The organism is Streptomyces sp. NPDC052042 (assembly GCF_044548345.1).
Lineage (GTDB): Bacteria > Actinomycetota > Actinomycetes > Streptomycetales > Streptomycetaceae > Streptomyces.
Genome location: NZ_JBIUBU010000021.1, coordinates 105693 through 120766 on the forward strand (window position 1 = coordinate 105693; position 15074 = coordinate 120766).

At 72.6% G+C, this 15074-nt stretch carries 14 protein-coding genes and 1 pseudogene; 14 read left to right on the forward strand and 1 reads right to left on the reverse strand.

The genetic code is table 11. The annotated features are described in order from the left end of the window. Positions 1-188 precede the first annotated feature (188 nt). The 7 genes and pseudogenes from ACIHCL_RS28285 to ACIHCL_RS28315 all read left to right on the forward strand — a co-directional run. The gene (locus ACIHCL_RS28285) at positions 189-749 is read left to right on the forward strand and encodes an RNA polymerase sigma factor (protein ID WP_399866150.1); all 561 of its coding nucleotides are present in this window, start codon (positions 189-191) and stop codon (positions 747-749) included. After that, positions 746-1564 carry a zf-HC2 domain-containing protein gene (locus tag ACIHCL_RS28290; RefSeq protein ID WP_399866152.1) on the forward strand — a complete coding sequence of 273 codons (819 nt, stop codon included), beginning with the start codon at positions 746-748 and terminating at the stop codon, positions 1562-1564. The genes ACIHCL_RS28285 and ACIHCL_RS28290 overlap by 4 nt, the downstream gene beginning before the upstream one ends. Next, positions 1561-2394 carry an ABC transporter ATP-binding protein gene (locus ACIHCL_RS28295; RefSeq protein ID WP_399866155.1) on the forward strand — a complete coding sequence of 278 codons (834 nt, stop codon included), beginning with the start codon at positions 1561-1563 and terminating at the stop codon, positions 2392-2394. Before ACIHCL_RS28290 ends, ACIHCL_RS28295 begins: the two co-directional genes overlap by 4 nt. Beyond that, entirely contained in the window at positions 2391-3788 is a 1398-nt protein-coding gene (locus ACIHCL_RS28300) for a hypothetical protein (RefSeq protein ID WP_399866213.1), read from the forward strand. The genes ACIHCL_RS28295 and ACIHCL_RS28300 overlap by 4 nt, the downstream gene beginning before the upstream one ends. Then, entirely contained in the window at positions 3785-4360 is a 576-nt protein-coding gene (locus ACIHCL_RS28305) for a hypothetical protein (protein ID WP_399866157.1), read from the forward strand. Before ACIHCL_RS28300 ends, ACIHCL_RS28305 begins: the two co-directional genes overlap by 4 nt. Positions 4361-4533: 173 nt before the next feature. Beyond that, a complete protein-coding gene (locus ACIHCL_RS28310) occupies positions 4534-5064 on the forward strand; it encodes a hypothetical protein (RefSeq protein WP_399866160.1) in 531 nt (176 codons plus the stop codon). A gap of 139 nt (positions 5065-5203) precedes the next feature. Then, a pseudogene (locus ACIHCL_RS28315) lies at positions 5204-5453 on the forward strand (oxidoreductase); the annotation flags it as partial. Between the two features lie 13 nt (positions 5454-5466). Here the strand turns inward: ACIHCL_RS28315 and ACIHCL_RS28320 are convergent. Then, positions 5467-5943, reverse strand: a complete 477-nt coding sequence (locus ACIHCL_RS28320; protein ID WP_399866162.1) for a GNAT family N-acetyltransferase — start codon at positions 5941-5943, stop codon at positions 5467-5469. 658 nt (positions 5944-6601) lie between these two features. On the opposite strand from ACIHCL_RS28320, the gene ACIHCL_RS28325 reads away from it, so the two are divergent. The 7 genes from ACIHCL_RS28325 (at position 6602) to ACIHCL_RS28355 (ending at position 14889) form a co-directional block, all read left to right on the forward strand. Then, a complete protein-coding gene (locus ACIHCL_RS28325; protein WP_399866164.1) occupies positions 6602-7960 on the forward strand; it encodes a purine-cytosine permease family protein in 1359 nt (452 codons plus the stop codon). A gap of 26 nt (positions 7961-7986) precedes the next feature. Beyond that, positions 7987-9555: a hydantoinase/oxoprolinase N-terminal domain-containing protein gene (locus ACIHCL_RS28330; protein WP_399866165.1), complete on the forward strand. Its 1569-nt coding sequence runs from the start codon at positions 7987-7989 to the stop codon at positions 9553-9555. Next, positions 9548-10612, forward strand: coding sequence for a DUF917 domain-containing protein (locus tag ACIHCL_RS28335; RefSeq protein ID WP_399866167.1), 1065 nt, complete (start codon positions 9548-9550; stop codon positions 10610-10612). Before ACIHCL_RS28330 ends, ACIHCL_RS28335 begins: the two co-directional genes overlap by 8 nt. A 52-nt stretch (positions 10613-10664) precedes the next feature. Then, complete coding sequence (locus ACIHCL_RS28340; protein ID WP_399866169.1) at positions 10665-11735, forward strand: DUF917 domain-containing protein; 1071 nt, start codon at positions 10665-10667, stop codon at positions 11733-11735. Further along, positions 11732-13249, forward strand: coding sequence for a helix-turn-helix domain-containing protein (locus tag ACIHCL_RS28345; protein WP_399866171.1), 1518 nt, complete (start codon positions 11732-11734; stop codon positions 13247-13249). The genes ACIHCL_RS28340 and ACIHCL_RS28345 overlap by 4 nt, the downstream gene beginning before the upstream one ends. A 180-nt stretch (positions 13250-13429) precedes the next feature. Beyond that, on the forward strand, positions 13430-14149 hold the full coding sequence (locus tag ACIHCL_RS28350; protein ID WP_399866174.1) for an aspartate/glutamate racemase family protein: 720 nt from the start codon (positions 13430-13432) through the stop codon (positions 14147-14149). Further along, positions 14146-14889, forward strand: a complete 744-nt coding sequence (locus tag ACIHCL_RS28355) for an HpcH/HpaI aldolase/citrate lyase family protein (RefSeq protein ID WP_399866176.1) — start codon at positions 14146-14148, stop codon at positions 14887-14889. The genes ACIHCL_RS28350 and ACIHCL_RS28355 overlap by 4 nt, the downstream gene beginning before the upstream one ends. The last annotated feature ends 185 nt before the right edge of the window (positions 14890-15074 follow it).

The window sequence follows — 15074 nt, forward strand, 5'->3', positions numbered from 1 at the left end:
CGCTCGGACAACCCAAACCACCGCAACTCAAGCCATCGCACATCCTCTTCAGCGAGACCTCCGGACCAGCGAAGCGACGGCTGCGTGGCGGCGACACTTCAGCCGAGTGGAGCCCATGAGCCCTCCCATGCGTGATGGGGATCACACTGGAGGGAAAACCTGCGGCCCCGCCCGGGCGTCTAGCCGGTGTGAGATCAGTCAGGAAGGCACCGCGCGCGCTGGACGAGGAACAACTCGTCCAACTGGTGGCCAGGGGTGACCGCGCGGCGTTCGAGGAGCTGTACCGGCGCACCGCGCCGTGGATCGCGGTGCGGCTGCGCCGTCGCTGTGCCGACGAGCAGATCGTCGCCGAGGTCATGCAGGAGACGTATCTGGCGGTGTGGCGCGCGGCGGGCGCGTTCGCGGGGTCCTCGGTGGGAGGGACGGCCGCCGGATGGCTGTGGACGATCGCGGCACGCCGCCTCGTGGACGCCTTCCGGCGCAGGGCCCACCACGCCGAGCCGCCGACGGCCGCTGCTCTCCCCGACGCGGCGCCCGCCGCCGAGGAGGAGGCGCTCGCGACGACCGTCGGCGGTGACGTCGGCGACGCGCTGCGGCGCCTCGCGCCGGAACTCAGACAGGTACTGCAGGCCATGGTGCTCGACGGGCTGTCCGTCCGAGAGACCTCGGTCCTGCTCGGGCTGCCCGAGGGCACGGTCAAGACCCGTGCCCGCCGGGCCCGGATCGCGATGCGGAAGGCGCTGGCATGAGCGTGGAACACGCGTCGATGCGGCTCATCGACGGTTACACACGCGGCGACACGGACATCGCCGCCGACGAGGTGTGGGCCCTGGAGGCCCATCTGGAGACGTGCGGGGTGTGCCGTGACCGGCTGTCGGCCGCCGTCACCGCCGAGGCGCCCGTCGTGGCGGCGCTGGTCGGCACCGTGTGGTCCGGCCTCGAACCCCAACTGGCCGCCACAGCCACGATGCCGCACCAACGGCGCTGGTCCGCTTGGCTGCCGAGATGGGTCACGCCCACGATGGTGCCGTGGCCGGCCATGGTCGTGAGCGTGACACTGCTCGCGCTCCTGCTCGACCTGGTCGACACCGGCTTCGGCGAGGTGTCACTGGTGCTGTTGCTCGCCCCGATCCTGCCCGCCCTCGGCGTCGCGGCGTCGTGGTCGCGCGGCCTGGACCCGGCGTACGAACTGACGGCCTCCGCGCCGAGGGCGGGACTGCACCTGGTGCTGCGGCGCACCGCGTCCGTGCTCGCCGTGGTCGTCCCCGCGCTGCTGGTGGCCGGATGGCTGACCGGTGTGACGGCCGCACAGTGGCTGCTGCCCTGTCTGGCCTTCACCTCGACGACCCTGGCGCTCGGCGGCGTCGTCGGCGTGACCCGCGCCGCTGTCGCACTGGCGGCCGTGTGGGCCGCCGCCGTCGTGGCGCCGACCCTGGTCACCAGCCGTACGGTCATCGCCCTGCAGACGGGCAGCCTGCCCGCATGGGGACTGGTCCTCGCGCTCGGTACCGCTGTCGTGCTCGCACGCAGGGGCGCGTACTCCGTGTTGGGAGCCCATCGATGACCAACAGAAGGGAACACCACCTCATGTCCGCGATAAGCGCGGCCGACATCGCACCAACGGCCTACGCCTGGCAGATCCAGGCCACCGGGCTGAAGGTCAGGGTCGGCAGGAACCGAATGGCCGTCAATGGGCTCGACCTGTCGCTGGGCACCGGCGTACACGGACTCCTCGGCCCCAACGGGGCGGGCAAAACCACCCTCATCCGGACACTGGCCACCGTACTGCGCCCCACCGAGGGCAGCCTGGAGCTGCTCGGCGAGTCCGTGGGCGGCAGGGGCGAGCACCGGGCGGTGCGCCGCCGGATGGGCTACCTGCCGCAGGAGTTCGGCTACTACAAGCGCTTCACGGTGCGCGAGTTCGTCGAGTACATGGCGTGGCTGAAGGAGGTGCCCAAGGCGGACATCCCCGCCGCCGTGCAGCGCGCCGTGGAGAGGGTGGGGCTGGCGGACCACGCCGACGAGAGGATGAAGGCCCTGTCGGGCGGCATGGTGCGCAGGGTCGGCATCGCCCAGGCCATCGTCAACGACCCGACGATCCTGCTGCTGGACGAGCCGACGGTCGGCCTGGACCCGGTGCAGCGGCTGCGCTTCCGTGAGCTGTTGCAGGAGTTGGGTACGGACACCTGCGTGCTCGTCTCGACCCATCTGGTGGAGGACGTCGCCGCCGCATGCACCGACGTGGTGCTCTTCGCCGAGGGGCGGCTGGTCTTCCAGGGCCCTCCGGACGAGCTGGCCTCGGCGGGCGGCCCCGAGCACGTGGGGGACAGCCCGCTGGAGCGCGGCTACTCGGCGCTGCTGCTCAACCCCGAGCAGGCAAGGGGCACATGGTGAACGTCCGCGTCCTGCATATCGAGCTGAAGCGCTCCGTCGCCCCGTGGGCCGGCGTCGTGGTCCTGACGACGGCGCTGGCGTTCCTGTACCTGCTCTCCGGATCGTGGTGGACGGGCACCACGGCATGGACGGCCCAGTGGACGTCCATGGCCCTGTGGACCCGCTCCGTGCTGTTCTACCTGTGGCCGCTTGCCGTGGGGCTCGGGGCGTTGCAGGGTCTGCGCGACCACCGCTCGAAGATGTCCGAGCTGCTGACGAGCACGCCGCGGCCCGCCCGGCACCGCGCGGCCACGCTGGCGGGCACGACGGCGATCACGCTGGCCTCGGCCTTTGCCCTCCTCGTCCTCGTGGGGGCGGTCCAGGTGGTCGCCAACACCCAGTACACGCACCTCGGATGGCTGCCGATCTCGCTGGTGGGGGCCCTCTCTCTCGTCGCGGGCGCCGTGCTGGGCATGGGGGCAGGACGGGCCCTTCCGTCCGTGCTCACCCCGCCCGCGCTGGCCATGGGCGCCTTCGTGTTCGTGGCCCTCATGCAGATGTCGTTGGGCCGGACGGAGACGATCACGGCGACGGGGTTCCCGAGCACGGAGCCGAACCGGGTCTCCCTGCTGTCACCGGCGGTGCAGGAGGTGCGCGATGTACTCGTCACGCTCTCCGCCTCCGTGCACGTCGGGCAGACGATCTGGCTGCTCGGCATGGCCGCGACCGGCTTCGCGCTGCTGGTCGCCGCGACCCCGCGCGCCCGGCTGATCGCCCTGACGCCCGTCCTGGCGGGCGCGGTGATCGCCCTGCTCGTCCTTCCCTCCGACCCGCGCCGGATGTATGTCGTCGACCAGGCCGCCGCGGAGTTGGTGTGCGACGGCCCGGTGTGCGTGACGAAGACGCAGCAGGCGCGACTCGCCGACCTCGCGGGTCCCGGTAAGGAGGCGCTGCGCCTGCTGCATGACGCCCTGGGCGGCCAGGCGCCGGCCTCGGTCCGGGAGAACACCGCCGTACTGCCGAGGGGCTCCACGCCGCAGTGGTCCCGCAGGACCGTGCTCTTCGACTTCGACGACGACGTCATCGCCGCCGCGAAGGGCGGGGAGCTGACCCGGGCCCTGATCGCCAAAGGCATGGTGCCAGGGTGCTCCCCCGTCGGCTGGAGCAGCTTTGGGGGAGATGAATTCGCGCGGACCATCGCGGTGGGCTGGGTCCTCGGGGACCTCAGGCCGCTTCCCGGCACCTTGCCGGCAGGTTTGCGCCACGAGGTCGACGCCGAGACCCGCCCGGTGTGGAAGGAACTCAAGGCGCTGCCGCGGGCCGAGCAGCTCTCGCGGATCAACGCGATGCGCACCGCCGCGCTCTCCTGCGAGGGCGACGCGTTCGACGCGCTGAACGGCGGTGCGTCCCGGTGAGATGGCTGACGCTGTACGCGCGCTCGCGTCGGGTACCCGCGTCGCTCGCCGTGGTGGTGATCAGCGCGGTGGCGGTGTGGGCACTTGCCCGGGACGGCAGCGGGGGGCCCGGTGATCCGCGGCTGTCCGTGCTCGTCCTCGCTACGGGGGCGATGGCGGCCTCGATCGGGCTCAGCGGGCAGGACCTCGCGCTGGACCGGACGGCCGCGATCCGCTGGGTGCCCCGCAGAGCGGCACACGTGCTGCTCTGCGGGGCGGTCGTCGGCACGGTGCTGCTGACCGTGCAGGCGATGGGCGAGGACATGGCCACCACCCCGTTCGTCGTCCGGGACAGCGCGGGCCTGATGGGACTGGTCGCCCTGGGCGCGGCGCTCTCGGGCGGCCAGTACGCCTGGACGCTGCCGTTCGCCTGGCTCTCGTTCTCGTTCCTCGCCCCGCCCCCGACGAGTGCGCCGATGCAGGTGGCGAGCTGGATGCTGCTGCCGCCCGGCACGGCAGCGGGCACCTGGACGGCCCTGGTCCTCGCGGTGGCCGGCACCGCGGCCTACGCCGTCGCGGGCCCCAGACGGTGACGACCGCGAGAAGGCGCCGGGGCATCGGTGCCGTGATCGGGCTGACTCAGCCAAGCGACTACGAGGTAACAACGAGCGCACAACAGGTGGGTGACGACACTGCGGCCAGACGCCGCTCGCCCCCTACCATCCGGGGGCAGGGGCCCCACGCGCACCCCGGGCAGGGGCTGAGCATGTGGTCGACCACTTCACATCCGGTGTTCCGGCGCTTCGTCGGCGCCGTCGCGGTCGGTGTGGCCCTGACCGCAACCTCAGGATGCACCGTTCCCCCCGACGCGGTCGCCGGCATCTCCGTGACCGCCGACGGCCATCTGCTCGGCGTCATGATGGTCTGCGGACATCGGATCGATGGCGCGACCCTCCACGTGGACGGCGACGACGCCAACAAGCAGGTGACGGTCGGTTCGTGGACCGCCGACCGCCCCCTCACACCGGGTCTCGCCACCTGGCCCCTTGACTCTCCTGCTGCCGGCTGGACCACAACCAGATCCCTCGCTCCGCTCACCGCCAAGACCACTTACGCGCTCTACGGGTGGACCAAGGACAACTCGTGGTCAGCGAACAGCATCTCCTTCACCCTGGCCGACCGGGACCGGCTCACCCCGGGAACGGTGCGCTACAACAGCATCTCGGACAACGGCGACGAATCCGCGATCACCGTCTCCGTAGCAGAATTCAAAGCCAAGGCCTGCCGGAACATGTAACGCTACGGCGCCTCCGACCAGGTCGAGGCGTCATCAGTGATGTGGTGCCGGACCGGATCGAGCCGGATGCCTGCCGATGCGGTCCGCGGGCGACGGTCGGCCGACCACCACCGTCCCTTCAAGGCGACCGCGTCACAATATCGCGCGCCTGACGGTCAGCGAGGTCCCGGCCACCGGGCTGAAGTACCACGGCAACCACATCAGCCTCGGGCAGTGGGACGCAATCTTCCGGATGGTGGACGGGGACGTCCGAGCGAAGTCCTGGTACCTGGGCGGCCGGACCGCCGCGTGGCTCAAGTCGGGCGTGTTCAAGGGGGGCCGGGTGGGGCATCGCCCGCCCGACCTTCGGCACGCCGAAGCGCAAGCGCCGCTCGGCCACCGCGCCTGACCCGCTTCTTGCCGTTACAGGTCCTTGCGCATGGACATCGACGACACTTCGTAGCCACCGTGGCGGTACATTGCGATGGCCGCCTCGTTGCCACCGATGACATCCAAGGCGAGCGCTGTCTTGCCCTCGCGGGCGACGAGCTCCTCGGCGGCTGCGAGGATGGCGGATCCGTATCCACGGCGTCGAAACGGCTCGAAGACGTTGATGTCGTACAGCCACGCGGAGCTGGTGGTGCCCGACGCCTGGCCCGGATCCGGACCGATCCACGCGTTCCCCACCACCTCGCCCGATCCGTTCTCCGCCACCACGAGATGATGACCGGCCGTGTCGGGGCCGTCAGGGAGGAACTTGGCCGTGCCGGACCGGACTCGTTCTCGCGCCAGCTCCTCCGGCATGAACTCGCTGAGCGCACGAGCCGCCTCTGCTTCACGGTGCTCAGTCGCCGCGTGATACTCCGCGGGTGTCATTTTCCGCAAGGCCACCTGCTGCATATCCATGCCGCCATCTTCAACCGGTCACTCGTAGCAGCGCTACGGGATTCCAAGCCCGCTGGCTCCGCCACCATGCTCGGCCGCCACACCAACGACTCGACCCACAAGTTTGGACAACTGCTCCCTTGCGGGCCAGGTCGCGGGTCTGCTCCAGCACTTCTCGGCCCAGGCCGCGCGGCGCCGGTGGTCCCGGGTGAACGGCGACTGTGCAAGGCGTCGTTCGAGTCGGGTGTTGTGTGCGGAGAGTCGCCCTTGCGGGCCGTGAGGTTCGCGTTCCCCGCTCCCCCGCCCTCCGGACGGGTGACGCGCGGGCTCGGGCTCGGCGGACAGCGCGCCCCCCGCAGCCACCGCGTGGAGAAGGGGGACCTGTACACGCGACCGCCCCAGGCAGGCGGGGCAAGCCGCCGTCCGGGACGGCTCGCCCGGCTCCGGCCCAGCTCCTGGGCGGCTGCGGCGCCTGATCCAGTACGACGCCCACCACGCCACCACTGACCCGGCCCGGCGCCGGCTCAACGAGCGGGCCCGGCTCGCGGGCCGGCGCATCGATTTGTGCGCACTGCACAGTTGTCCCGGCGACACCGGTCCATCCGCCCAATGACCGGTGCCGCCGAGGCGCTTACCTTCAGCGGAATGTTCCGTTCCCAGCCCGGGAGACGCCATGGAATCCACCGCTGAGCACCACGACGACTTCGCCCTGAGCCGGGTGCCCGCCGGCCACAGGTACCACTGGTTCTCCATCGCCGTACAGCGCTTCGGAATGCTGAGCTCGCTCGCCAGCTTCCTGATCGGCGCCACCCTCGGCTTCGGAATGGACTTCTGGAACGCGGTCCTCGCCATCACCTTCGGCGCGGTCGTCCTGGAGATCGTCACGATCTTCACCGGTATCGCCGGACAGCGCGAAGGACTGTCCACCTCCGTCCTGGCCCGCTGGACCGGCTTCGGCCGGGCCGGGTCCTCCCTGATCGGCCTGGCCATCAGCATCTCGGCGCTCGGCTGGTTCGGCATCCAGAACGCCGTCTCCGCGCAGGGCCTGGTCAGCCTGATCGGCGTGCTGCCGCTGTGGGCGTGGGCCCTGATCTTCGGCCTCGCCGTCACCGGCATCGTGATGCTCGGCATCGGCTCCATGGCCTGGACCGCCTACATCGCCGTGCCCGCGTTCCTGGCCCTGGCCGGCTGGTCCATCATCAGCGAGCTGTCCAGACACGACCTCGGCGACCTCCTCCACGCGGCGCCGGCCGGGCCACAGCTGAGCCTGCTGCAGGGCACCTCGATCGTGGCCGGCGGTTTCATCGTCGGCGCCGTGATCACCCCGGACATGAGCCGGTTCAACCGCACCTCCGGGGACGTGGTCAAGCAGACCGTCGTCGGCATATCCCTGGGCGAGTACGTCATCGGCCTGATCGGCGTCCTGCTCGCGCTGGCCCTGCGCACCAACGACGTCGTCGCCATCGTCACCTCGACGTCCGGCTTCCTCGGCACCCTGGTGATCATCGCCGCCACCCTCAAGATCAACGACTGGAACCTGTACGCCGCCTCCCTGGGCATCGTGAACTTCGTCGACCAGGTCTTCGGACGGCGCGTCCACCGCACCCTGGTCACCCTCGTCGTCGGCGTCCTGGGCTCCGTGCTCGGCGCGGTCGGCATCCTCGACCGCTTCACCGACTTCCTGGTGCTGCTCGGCGTCGTCTTCCCGCCCATCGCGGGCATCATGGTCGCCGAGTACTTCATCGGCCGGGTCTGGCGCCCCGAGCTGGACGCCTCGCGCGAGCGCGGCACACTCCCGGACACCGCGCCGACCTGGGTCCCCGCCGCCCTGGTGGTGTGGACCTGCGCCTCCCTCTTCGGCCACTTCGTCGACTGGGGCCTGCCCTCCGTCAACTCCGTCGTCGTCGCGATGCTCCTCTACACGGCCGCGGCCCGGCTCGGCCTGGTCCGGGGCGTCGGCCGGTCCGCCACCCACCCGACCCCCACCACCACTGAGGCGACGGCGGCCAAGAGCCGCGCGTCGGCCGAGTGAAGCCGAGTGAAAGAGAACGACACACCATGCTGAGACTGGGAATCGACGTCGGAGGCACCAACACCGACGCCGTCCTCATCGACGGAAACCGCGTCCTGGCCGCCACCAAGGCGTCCACCAGCCCGGACGTCACCACCGGCATCGTCACCGCGATAGCCGGTCTCAAGGAGGCCTCGGACTTCGCCCCCGCCTCCGTCGCCGCGGTGATGATCGGCACCACCCACTTCATCAACGCCCTCGTCGAGGGCGACCGGCTGGCCCCCACCGCCGCCATCCGCTTCGGACTGCCCGCGACCAGCGCCCTGCCGCCCCTGGTGGACTGGCCCGACCGGCTGCGCACGGCCATCGGCGAGCACAGCTACCTGTGCCACGGCGGCCACGAGTACGACGGCGCCCGGATCGCCGATTTCGACGAACGGGAGTTCCGCGCCGTACTGGAACAGGCGGCCCGGGCCGGCGCCCGCTCCTTCGCCATCTCCTCGGTGTTCTCACCGGTCAACGCCGAGTTCGAGCAGCGCGCCGCCGAGATCATCGCCGAGGAGTTGCCCGGCTGCCCCATCAGCCTGTCCCACGAGATCGGACGGATGGGCCTGCTCGGCCGGGAGAACGCCACCGTCATCAACGCGGCCCTGCGCGAACTGGCCGAACACGTCACCGCCGGACTCACCCGGACCGTGACCGCCGCGGGCATCAGTGCCCCCCTGTTCCTCAGCCAGAACGACGGCACGCTGATGGACGTCGACTACGCCCGCCGCTACCCGGTGGCCACCTTCGCCTCCGGCCCCACCAACTCCATGCGCGGCGCGGCCTTCCTCTCCCGGCAGACGGACTGCGCGGTGATGGACGTCGGCGGCACCACCACCGACGTCGGCATCCTGCAGAACGGCTTCCCGCGCGAGGCGTCCACCGACGTCGCCGTCGCCGAGGTGCAGACCAACTTCCGGATGCCCGACGTGCTGTCCGTGGGCATCGGCGGCGGCAGCCACGTCACCCGGGACGGCGGGCCGCGGGTGGGCCCGAAGAGCGTCGGCTCCCGGCTCACCGAGCGGGCCCTCGTCTTCGGCGGCGACCAGCTCACCGCCACCGACCTGGCCGTGGCCGCCGGACTCGCCGACATCGGCGACGCCGGGCGGGTCGCCCACGTGGACAAGGACCTCGTCCGCGCGGGCCTCGACCACATCGCCGACCGGATGACCGAGGTCGTCGACCGGATGCGGATCTCCGCCGAGCCCGTCCCCGTGGTGGCGGTCGGCGGCGGCAGCATCCTGGTGCCCGACCGGCTCGCCGGCGCCTCCACCGTCGTCCGCCCCGAGCACTACGCCGTGGCCAACGCGATCGGCGCGGCCATCGCCGAGGTCGGCGGCGAGGTCGACCGGGTCTTCTCGGTGCAGCCCGGCCGACGCGACGCCGTCCTGGACGAGGCCCGGCAGGAAGCCGTCGACCGGGCCGTCGCGGCCGGGGCCCGCCCCGGCTCCGTGCGGGTCGTCGACATCGAAGAAGTGCCGCTCGCCTACCTGCCCGGGAACGCCACCCGGATCCGCGTCAAGGCCGTCGGCGAACTCAGCCTGGGAGACCTGGGAGACAACGATGCGTGAGATCACAGTCAACGACCTGCCGGACATGGCGCGCGGCGCCGCCGTACTCGGCACCGGCGGAGGCGGCGACCCCTACATCGGCCGGCTGCTCGCGCAGCAGTCGATCCGCCGCAACGGCCCGGTCTCCCTCGTCGGCGCCGACGAACTGCCCGACGACGCCGTGGTCATCCCCACCGCGTTCATGGGGGCCCCGACGGTCATGCTGGAGAAGCTGCCGGCGGGCAGCGAACTCACCGCGGCGCTGAAGGCCCTGGAGAACCTCATCGGCAAGCGGGCCACCCACACCGTCTCCATCGAGGCGGGCGGGCTCAACTCGATGATCCCGTTCTCCGCCGCGGCCGAACTCGGCCTGCCCCTGGTCGACGCCGACGGCATGGGCCGCGCCTTCCCCGAACTGCAGATGCTGCTACCCACCCTGGGAGGCGTCTCGGCCACCCCGATGGCCCTGGCCGACGAGCGCGGCAACAACGTCAGCCTGCGCACCCTGGACAACTCCTGGGCGGAGCGCTTCGCCCGCTCGGCCACGATCGAGATGGGCTGCAGCGCGGCGGTCAGCCTCTACGTGCTGACCGGCAAGCAGGTCAAGGAACTCATGGTGCACGGCACCATCACGCTGTGCCAGCGCATCGGCGCCGCCATCCGCGAGGCTCACGAGAGCCACGCCGACCCGGTCGCCGCGGCGGCCGGCGTACTCGGCGGACGCCGGGTCTTCCAGGGCAAGCTCGTCGACGTGCGGCGCACCACCGAGGGCGGCTTCGCCCGGGGCGACGCCGCCCTCGAAGGGCTGGGCCCCGACCTCGGCGAACGCATGGACGTCTCGTTCCAGAACGAGAACCTGGTCGCCGAGCGCGACGGCGAGGTCGTCGCCAGCGTCCCCGACCTCATCTGCCTGCTCGACACCGACACCGGTGAGCCGGTGACCACCGAGACCCTCCGCTACGGTCTGCGGGTCAGCGTCGTCGTCGCGCCCTGCGACCCGCGTTGGCGCACCCCGGAGGGACTGGCCCTGGTCGGACCCGGCTACTTCGGGTACGACCACACCTACGTACCGGTGTGACCGTCCGCACCGCGCACCCATGAGCCGGTCCGCCATCTGCGATCATCGGCTCATGACGCGTTTCGGGCCCGATGTGCTCCGCAGTATCGCCGCGGAGCACATCGACGCCTTGGCCGCGGGCGCGACCCTGCTCGGCTCGGGCGGCGGCGGGGACGTCTCCCTGGGCAGCCACCTGCTGCGCCACGCCCTGGCACCCGCCGGGCGCCGGGTGCAGGTGGTGCCCGCCGCCGGCCTCCCGCCCACCGGCCTGGTCGTGCACGCCGGCGTCGTGGGCGCCCCCGACGTGCTCGCCGAACGGCTCCTGTCGCCCGGCGATCTCGCACGCGCCGTCGAGGCCGTGGTCGGCCACCTCGGCGGCGATCTCGCCGCGGTCGGCGTGATCGAGATCGGCGGGCTGAACGCGGTGGCCGCCGTGCTCGCCGCGGCCCACCTCGGAGTGCCGGTCGTCGACGGCGACCTCATGGGCCGGGCCTTCCCCCGAATCAACCAGACCACGGCCGCCGTCGCCGGCCACCCGGCCGCCCCGCTCGCCCTGGTCGGCCCCGCCGCCGACACCGTGATCGTCCCGACCGCCTCCGCGGCCATGGCCGAAGCCCTCATCCGGGGCTGCGCAGCCACCATGGGCGGCGCGGCCTCGCTGGCGATGTACCCGGTCACGGCCGCCGTGCTCGCGGCCCGGGGCATCCGCTCCAGCCTCAGCGCCTGCCACGCTCTCGGCACCGCCTTCCTCACCCGCGACCCGGCTGCGGGCGCCCGCGACCTGGCCGCCCGGCTCGGCGCCCGGCTGCTGTTCGAGGGCCGGATCGACGAGATCCGCCCCCAGCTCGCCGGCTCGCCCGGCTGCGTCACCCTCACGGCCCCGGACGGCGGCGCGACGGCCCGCCTGGACTACCACGAGGAGTTCCTCGCCGTCACCCTCGACGGCGTCACCGTCGCCTGCACCCCGGGCATCATCGTCGCCCTCGCCGCCGGCAACTGCGCCCCGCTGCGCGCCGACCAGATCCGGCTGGGCCAGTCCCTGGCCCTGCTCGGTCTGCCCGCCCTGCACACCTGGCCGCCCGGGACGGCCGACCTGGTCGGCCCGCCCGCCTTCGGCCTCGACCTCGAAGCGGTGACCGTATGACCGGCCGGCCCCGGGTCGCAGACCTGCTGCACGATCCCGTCCTCGACGGCGTACGGACCGTCGCCGGCGCGGCCGGCACCGAGCGGGTCGTGGAGGACGTGCGCTGGTACGACGGCGACTTCGACGGCATCGAGGGCCATCTGCTGTTGTGCGGCGAGGCCGACGTGACACCCCTGTACCGGCTCGACGCGCTGGTCCGGCGGGCCCAGGAGGCCGGCGCCGCCGCCCTCCTCGTCATCGCCGGCCCGGCACAGCCGCTGCTGTCGAGCGTCCGACTGGCCGACCGGCTCAGGATCCCCGTGCTCTGGCTGCGGGTGGACCACCCGGTCCGCCTGGTGCAGGAGCTGACCGCCCGGGTCCGCGCCCCGGAGCAGGACCGTGCCCGGACCGTGGAACGGCTGCTGCGCCAGCTCGGCACCAAGCGCACCGGACAGGACATCCTGGCCGGTGCCGAGACGGTCCTCGCCACCCGGCTGTCCCTGGTGACCGCTGAGGGCGACGCCGTCCTCGGCGACCCGGTCCCGTTGGACCCCGGGCTCCGCCTGGAGCGGTCGGTGCCGCAGCGCGGCGACCATGTTCTGGTCCACCCGGTCCTCGACCCGGACGTGCACCGGGTGGCCGCCTGGCTGGCCTGCCCCTACGAGCGCGCCGCCGCAGCACGGCTGGACACGCTCGCCATCGGACTGGCCATGACCGAGCCGTTCGTGCGCTCCTGGCTGTCCGCGCAGCGCGCGCAGGCCGCCCGGGACTCCGTCTTCCAGGCCCAGCTCCTTTCGGAGATCCTCACCGGACGGGACTCGGTGAGCCGCGACGTCGTCGAGGGCGCGGTCTCGCTCGGCTGGCAGCTCCAGTCCTGGCACGTCGGACTGCACCTGGTCTCCGACAAGCCCGGCCGGCCCGGTGCCCGCAACCCACTCGTCGAGCAGTTCCGCACCGGCCTGGCCCGGCACGGGGTGCCGCTGGTCGGCGCCGTCAACCGGGGCAACGGCTGGGCCCTGTGGACCAGCACCGACACCGAACCCGCGCCCGAGGACGCCCGCGCGACGCTGCGCGCGGTCCGCCGGGTGATCGCCTCCCTGCCCCGCGACCGTGATCTGGCCGCGGGCATCGGACGGCCGCACTGCGGCCCGGGCGGCCTGGCCGAGACCCTCACCGAGGCCCGGGACGCCGCGGAACTCGCGCGCAGCCACGACTACCGGCCCGCCGTCGAACACTCCGACGAACTGGGCGTCGCCCGGCTGCTGGCCACCTGGCAGCGCTCGGAGGTCACCCGGGCCTTCGCCGACACCTCGCTCGCCCCGCTGCTCGACCCCGCACACACCCACCTGCTGACCACCCTGCGGGCCTACCTGGAGAGCGGCGGCTCCGTCGTCCTCACCGCCCAGGCCCTCAGTGTGCACCGCAACACGGTGACCGCCCGTGTCCAGCAGGTCCGCGAACGCCTCGGCGTCGACCTGGACGACCCAAGCCAGCGGCTCGCGCTCCAGGTCGCCTGCCGCGCCCTCGGCGTCTGACGGCCGTCTTCCGACACGGCGCTGTGCACAGGACGCGGGGGCCAGCAGGGCATCCTGCACATTCCCCGATGTTCCCCGTCTGCCTAGTCTCCCCCTGACCAAGGGCTGTCCCGTAACCTCCGCGGGTGCGCGACGCCGCGGATTACGGGACAGCCCTTACCCGCTACCGAAGGAGACGAGATGCGCATTCGGGTCATCCTCCCCGTGATCGGCGATGCCCTGATCGAACACGTCCGCACGGAGGTGACCGGCTGGGCCGCCGCCGGCACCGAGGTCGACGTGGTGTCGCTGGAGCGGGGCACCGCCAGCATCGAGTCGGAGTACGACGAGGCCCTGGCCGGGCCCGGCATCCTCCAGCGGGTGGAGGAGGCCGCGGCGGAAGGCGTCGACGGCGTGTTCATCACCTGCTTCGGCGACCCCGGGGTGCACGCGGCTCGCGAGATCATCGACGCCCCCGTGGTCGGCGGCTTCGAGCCCGCCATGCTCACCGCGCTCAGCCTCGGCGAGACCGTCGGCATCGTCACCGTGCTGCCCAACGTGCTGCCGATGCTCCGCTCGCTGGGCCGCCGCTACGGCATCGAGGGGCGGATCGGCGCCATCCGCGTCGTCGACCTGCCGGTGCTCGGCCTGGAGGACCGCCAGGTGCTGCTCGACCGCCTCTTCGAGCAGGCGTCCGACGCGGTTGCCAAGGGCGAGGCGGACGTCATCGTGCTCGGCTGCACCGGGATGCTGGGCGTCGCCGCCGAACTCCGCGACCGCCTGGCCGCAGCCGGCCACGCCGTCCCCGTGGTCGACCCGACCGGCGCCGCCGTCACCTGGCTGGAGAGCTGCGTCCGCCTGGGCGTCACCCCGAGCCGCACCACGTACATGCCGCCGCCCGCCAAGACCCGCTCCGCATGAGGAACACGCGTGACACGGCCGGGTTCGCGGCGCGGCTGCGGGCCGCGAACCCGGGCCCGAGCATGCTGCGCGGCCTGTGGCTGACCTTTCTCGGCCCCTTCGGACTGGAGGTGTCCGCCACGGCCGCCGTGCAGTGGATCGGCGTCGACCTCCAGCACGGCGACCTCACCGAGGCCGACGTCGTCCCGCTGCTGCGGGCGAGCCGCGTGCCCGTCCTCGTACGCCTCGCCTCCCACGACCCCGCCGGCCTCGCCCGCGTGCTCGACAGCGGCGCCGACGGGGTGATCGTCCCGGCGGTGGAGTCGGCCGCCGAGGCCGAGGCCCTGGTCCGGGCCGCGTATCCGCCCCCGCGCGGCCGACGCAGTACGGGCCTGTCCCGCGCCGGGGCTGTGGGGTCCGGTACGCAGCCGCTGCTGCTGCCCATGATCGAGACGGCCGCCGGGCTTGACGCCGTGGACGCGATCGCCGCGACCGAGGGCGTCGACGGCCTCTTCGTCGGCCCCTACGACCTCGCCCTCTCCCTGGGCGCCTCCTCTGTGACCGCGGACCCGGTCCTTGCGGCCGTCCGGCACGTTGCCGCCACCGTCGGGCGGCACGGCCGGCTCACCGGCGTCTTCGCGGGCGACGCGGGCCTCGCGGCCCGGCTCCCGCCGGTCGACCTGCTGGCCGTGGACACGGACGCCGGCGCCCTGCGCGCCGGACTGGCCGCCCTCTTCGGGGACACCGCGCCTCCCCCGTAGGCGTTCCCATCGTCGGCCGCCGCTCGGCGAGGCGGGTACGCCGGGGCCGCCTCCTCGCGGCACAGCTTGCGCGGACTGTCCTCAAGGGCCCGGCCGGTCAGCACGATCCGCGTCCCGCGGTCCACCGCAGGAACCATGCGGCGGGTCGTCCGGCACATGCTGCTGCGGCACGGCCGGGCGGTCCG

Coding starts and splice junctions, on each gene's coding strand:
- ACIHCL_RS28295 (WP_399866155.1), top strand. CDS start 1,561: ATGACCAACAGAAGGGAACACCACCTCATGTCCGCGATAAGCGCGGCC.
- ACIHCL_RS28345 (WP_399866171.1), top strand. CDS start 11,732: ATGACCGGCCGGCCCCGGGTCGCAGACCTGCTGCACGATCCCGTCCTC.
- ACIHCL_RS28290 (WP_399866152.1), top strand. CDS start 746: ATGAGCGTGGAACACGCGTCGATGCGGCTCATCGACGGTTACACACGC.
- ACIHCL_RS28320 (WP_399866162.1), bottom strand. CDS start 5,943: ATGCAGCAGGTGGCCTTGCGGAAAATGACACCCGCGGAGTATCACGCG.
- ACIHCL_RS28330 (WP_399866165.1), top strand. CDS start 7,987: ATGCTGAGACTGGGAATCGACGTCGGAGGCACCAACACCGACGCCGTC.
- ACIHCL_RS28325 (WP_399866164.1), top strand. CDS start 6,602: ATGGAATCCACCGCTGAGCACCACGACGACTTCGCCCTGAGCCGGGTG.
- ACIHCL_RS28355 (WP_399866176.1), top strand. CDS start 14,146: ATGAGGAACACGCGTGACACGGCCGGGTTCGCGGCGCGGCTGCGGGCC.
- ACIHCL_RS28335 (WP_399866167.1), top strand. CDS start 9,548: ATGCGTGAGATCACAGTCAACGACCTGCCGGACATGGCGCGCGGCGCC.
- ACIHCL_RS28350 (WP_399866174.1), top strand. CDS start 13,430: ATGCGCATTCGGGTCATCCTCCCCGTGATCGGCGATGCCCTGATCGAA.
- ACIHCL_RS28340 (WP_399866169.1), top strand. CDS start 10,665: ATGACGCGTTTCGGGCCCGATGTGCTCCGCAGTATCGCCGCGGAGCAC.
- ACIHCL_RS28310 (WP_399866160.1), top strand. CDS start 4,534: ATGTGGTCGACCACTTCACATCCGGTGTTCCGGCGCTTCGTCGGCGCC.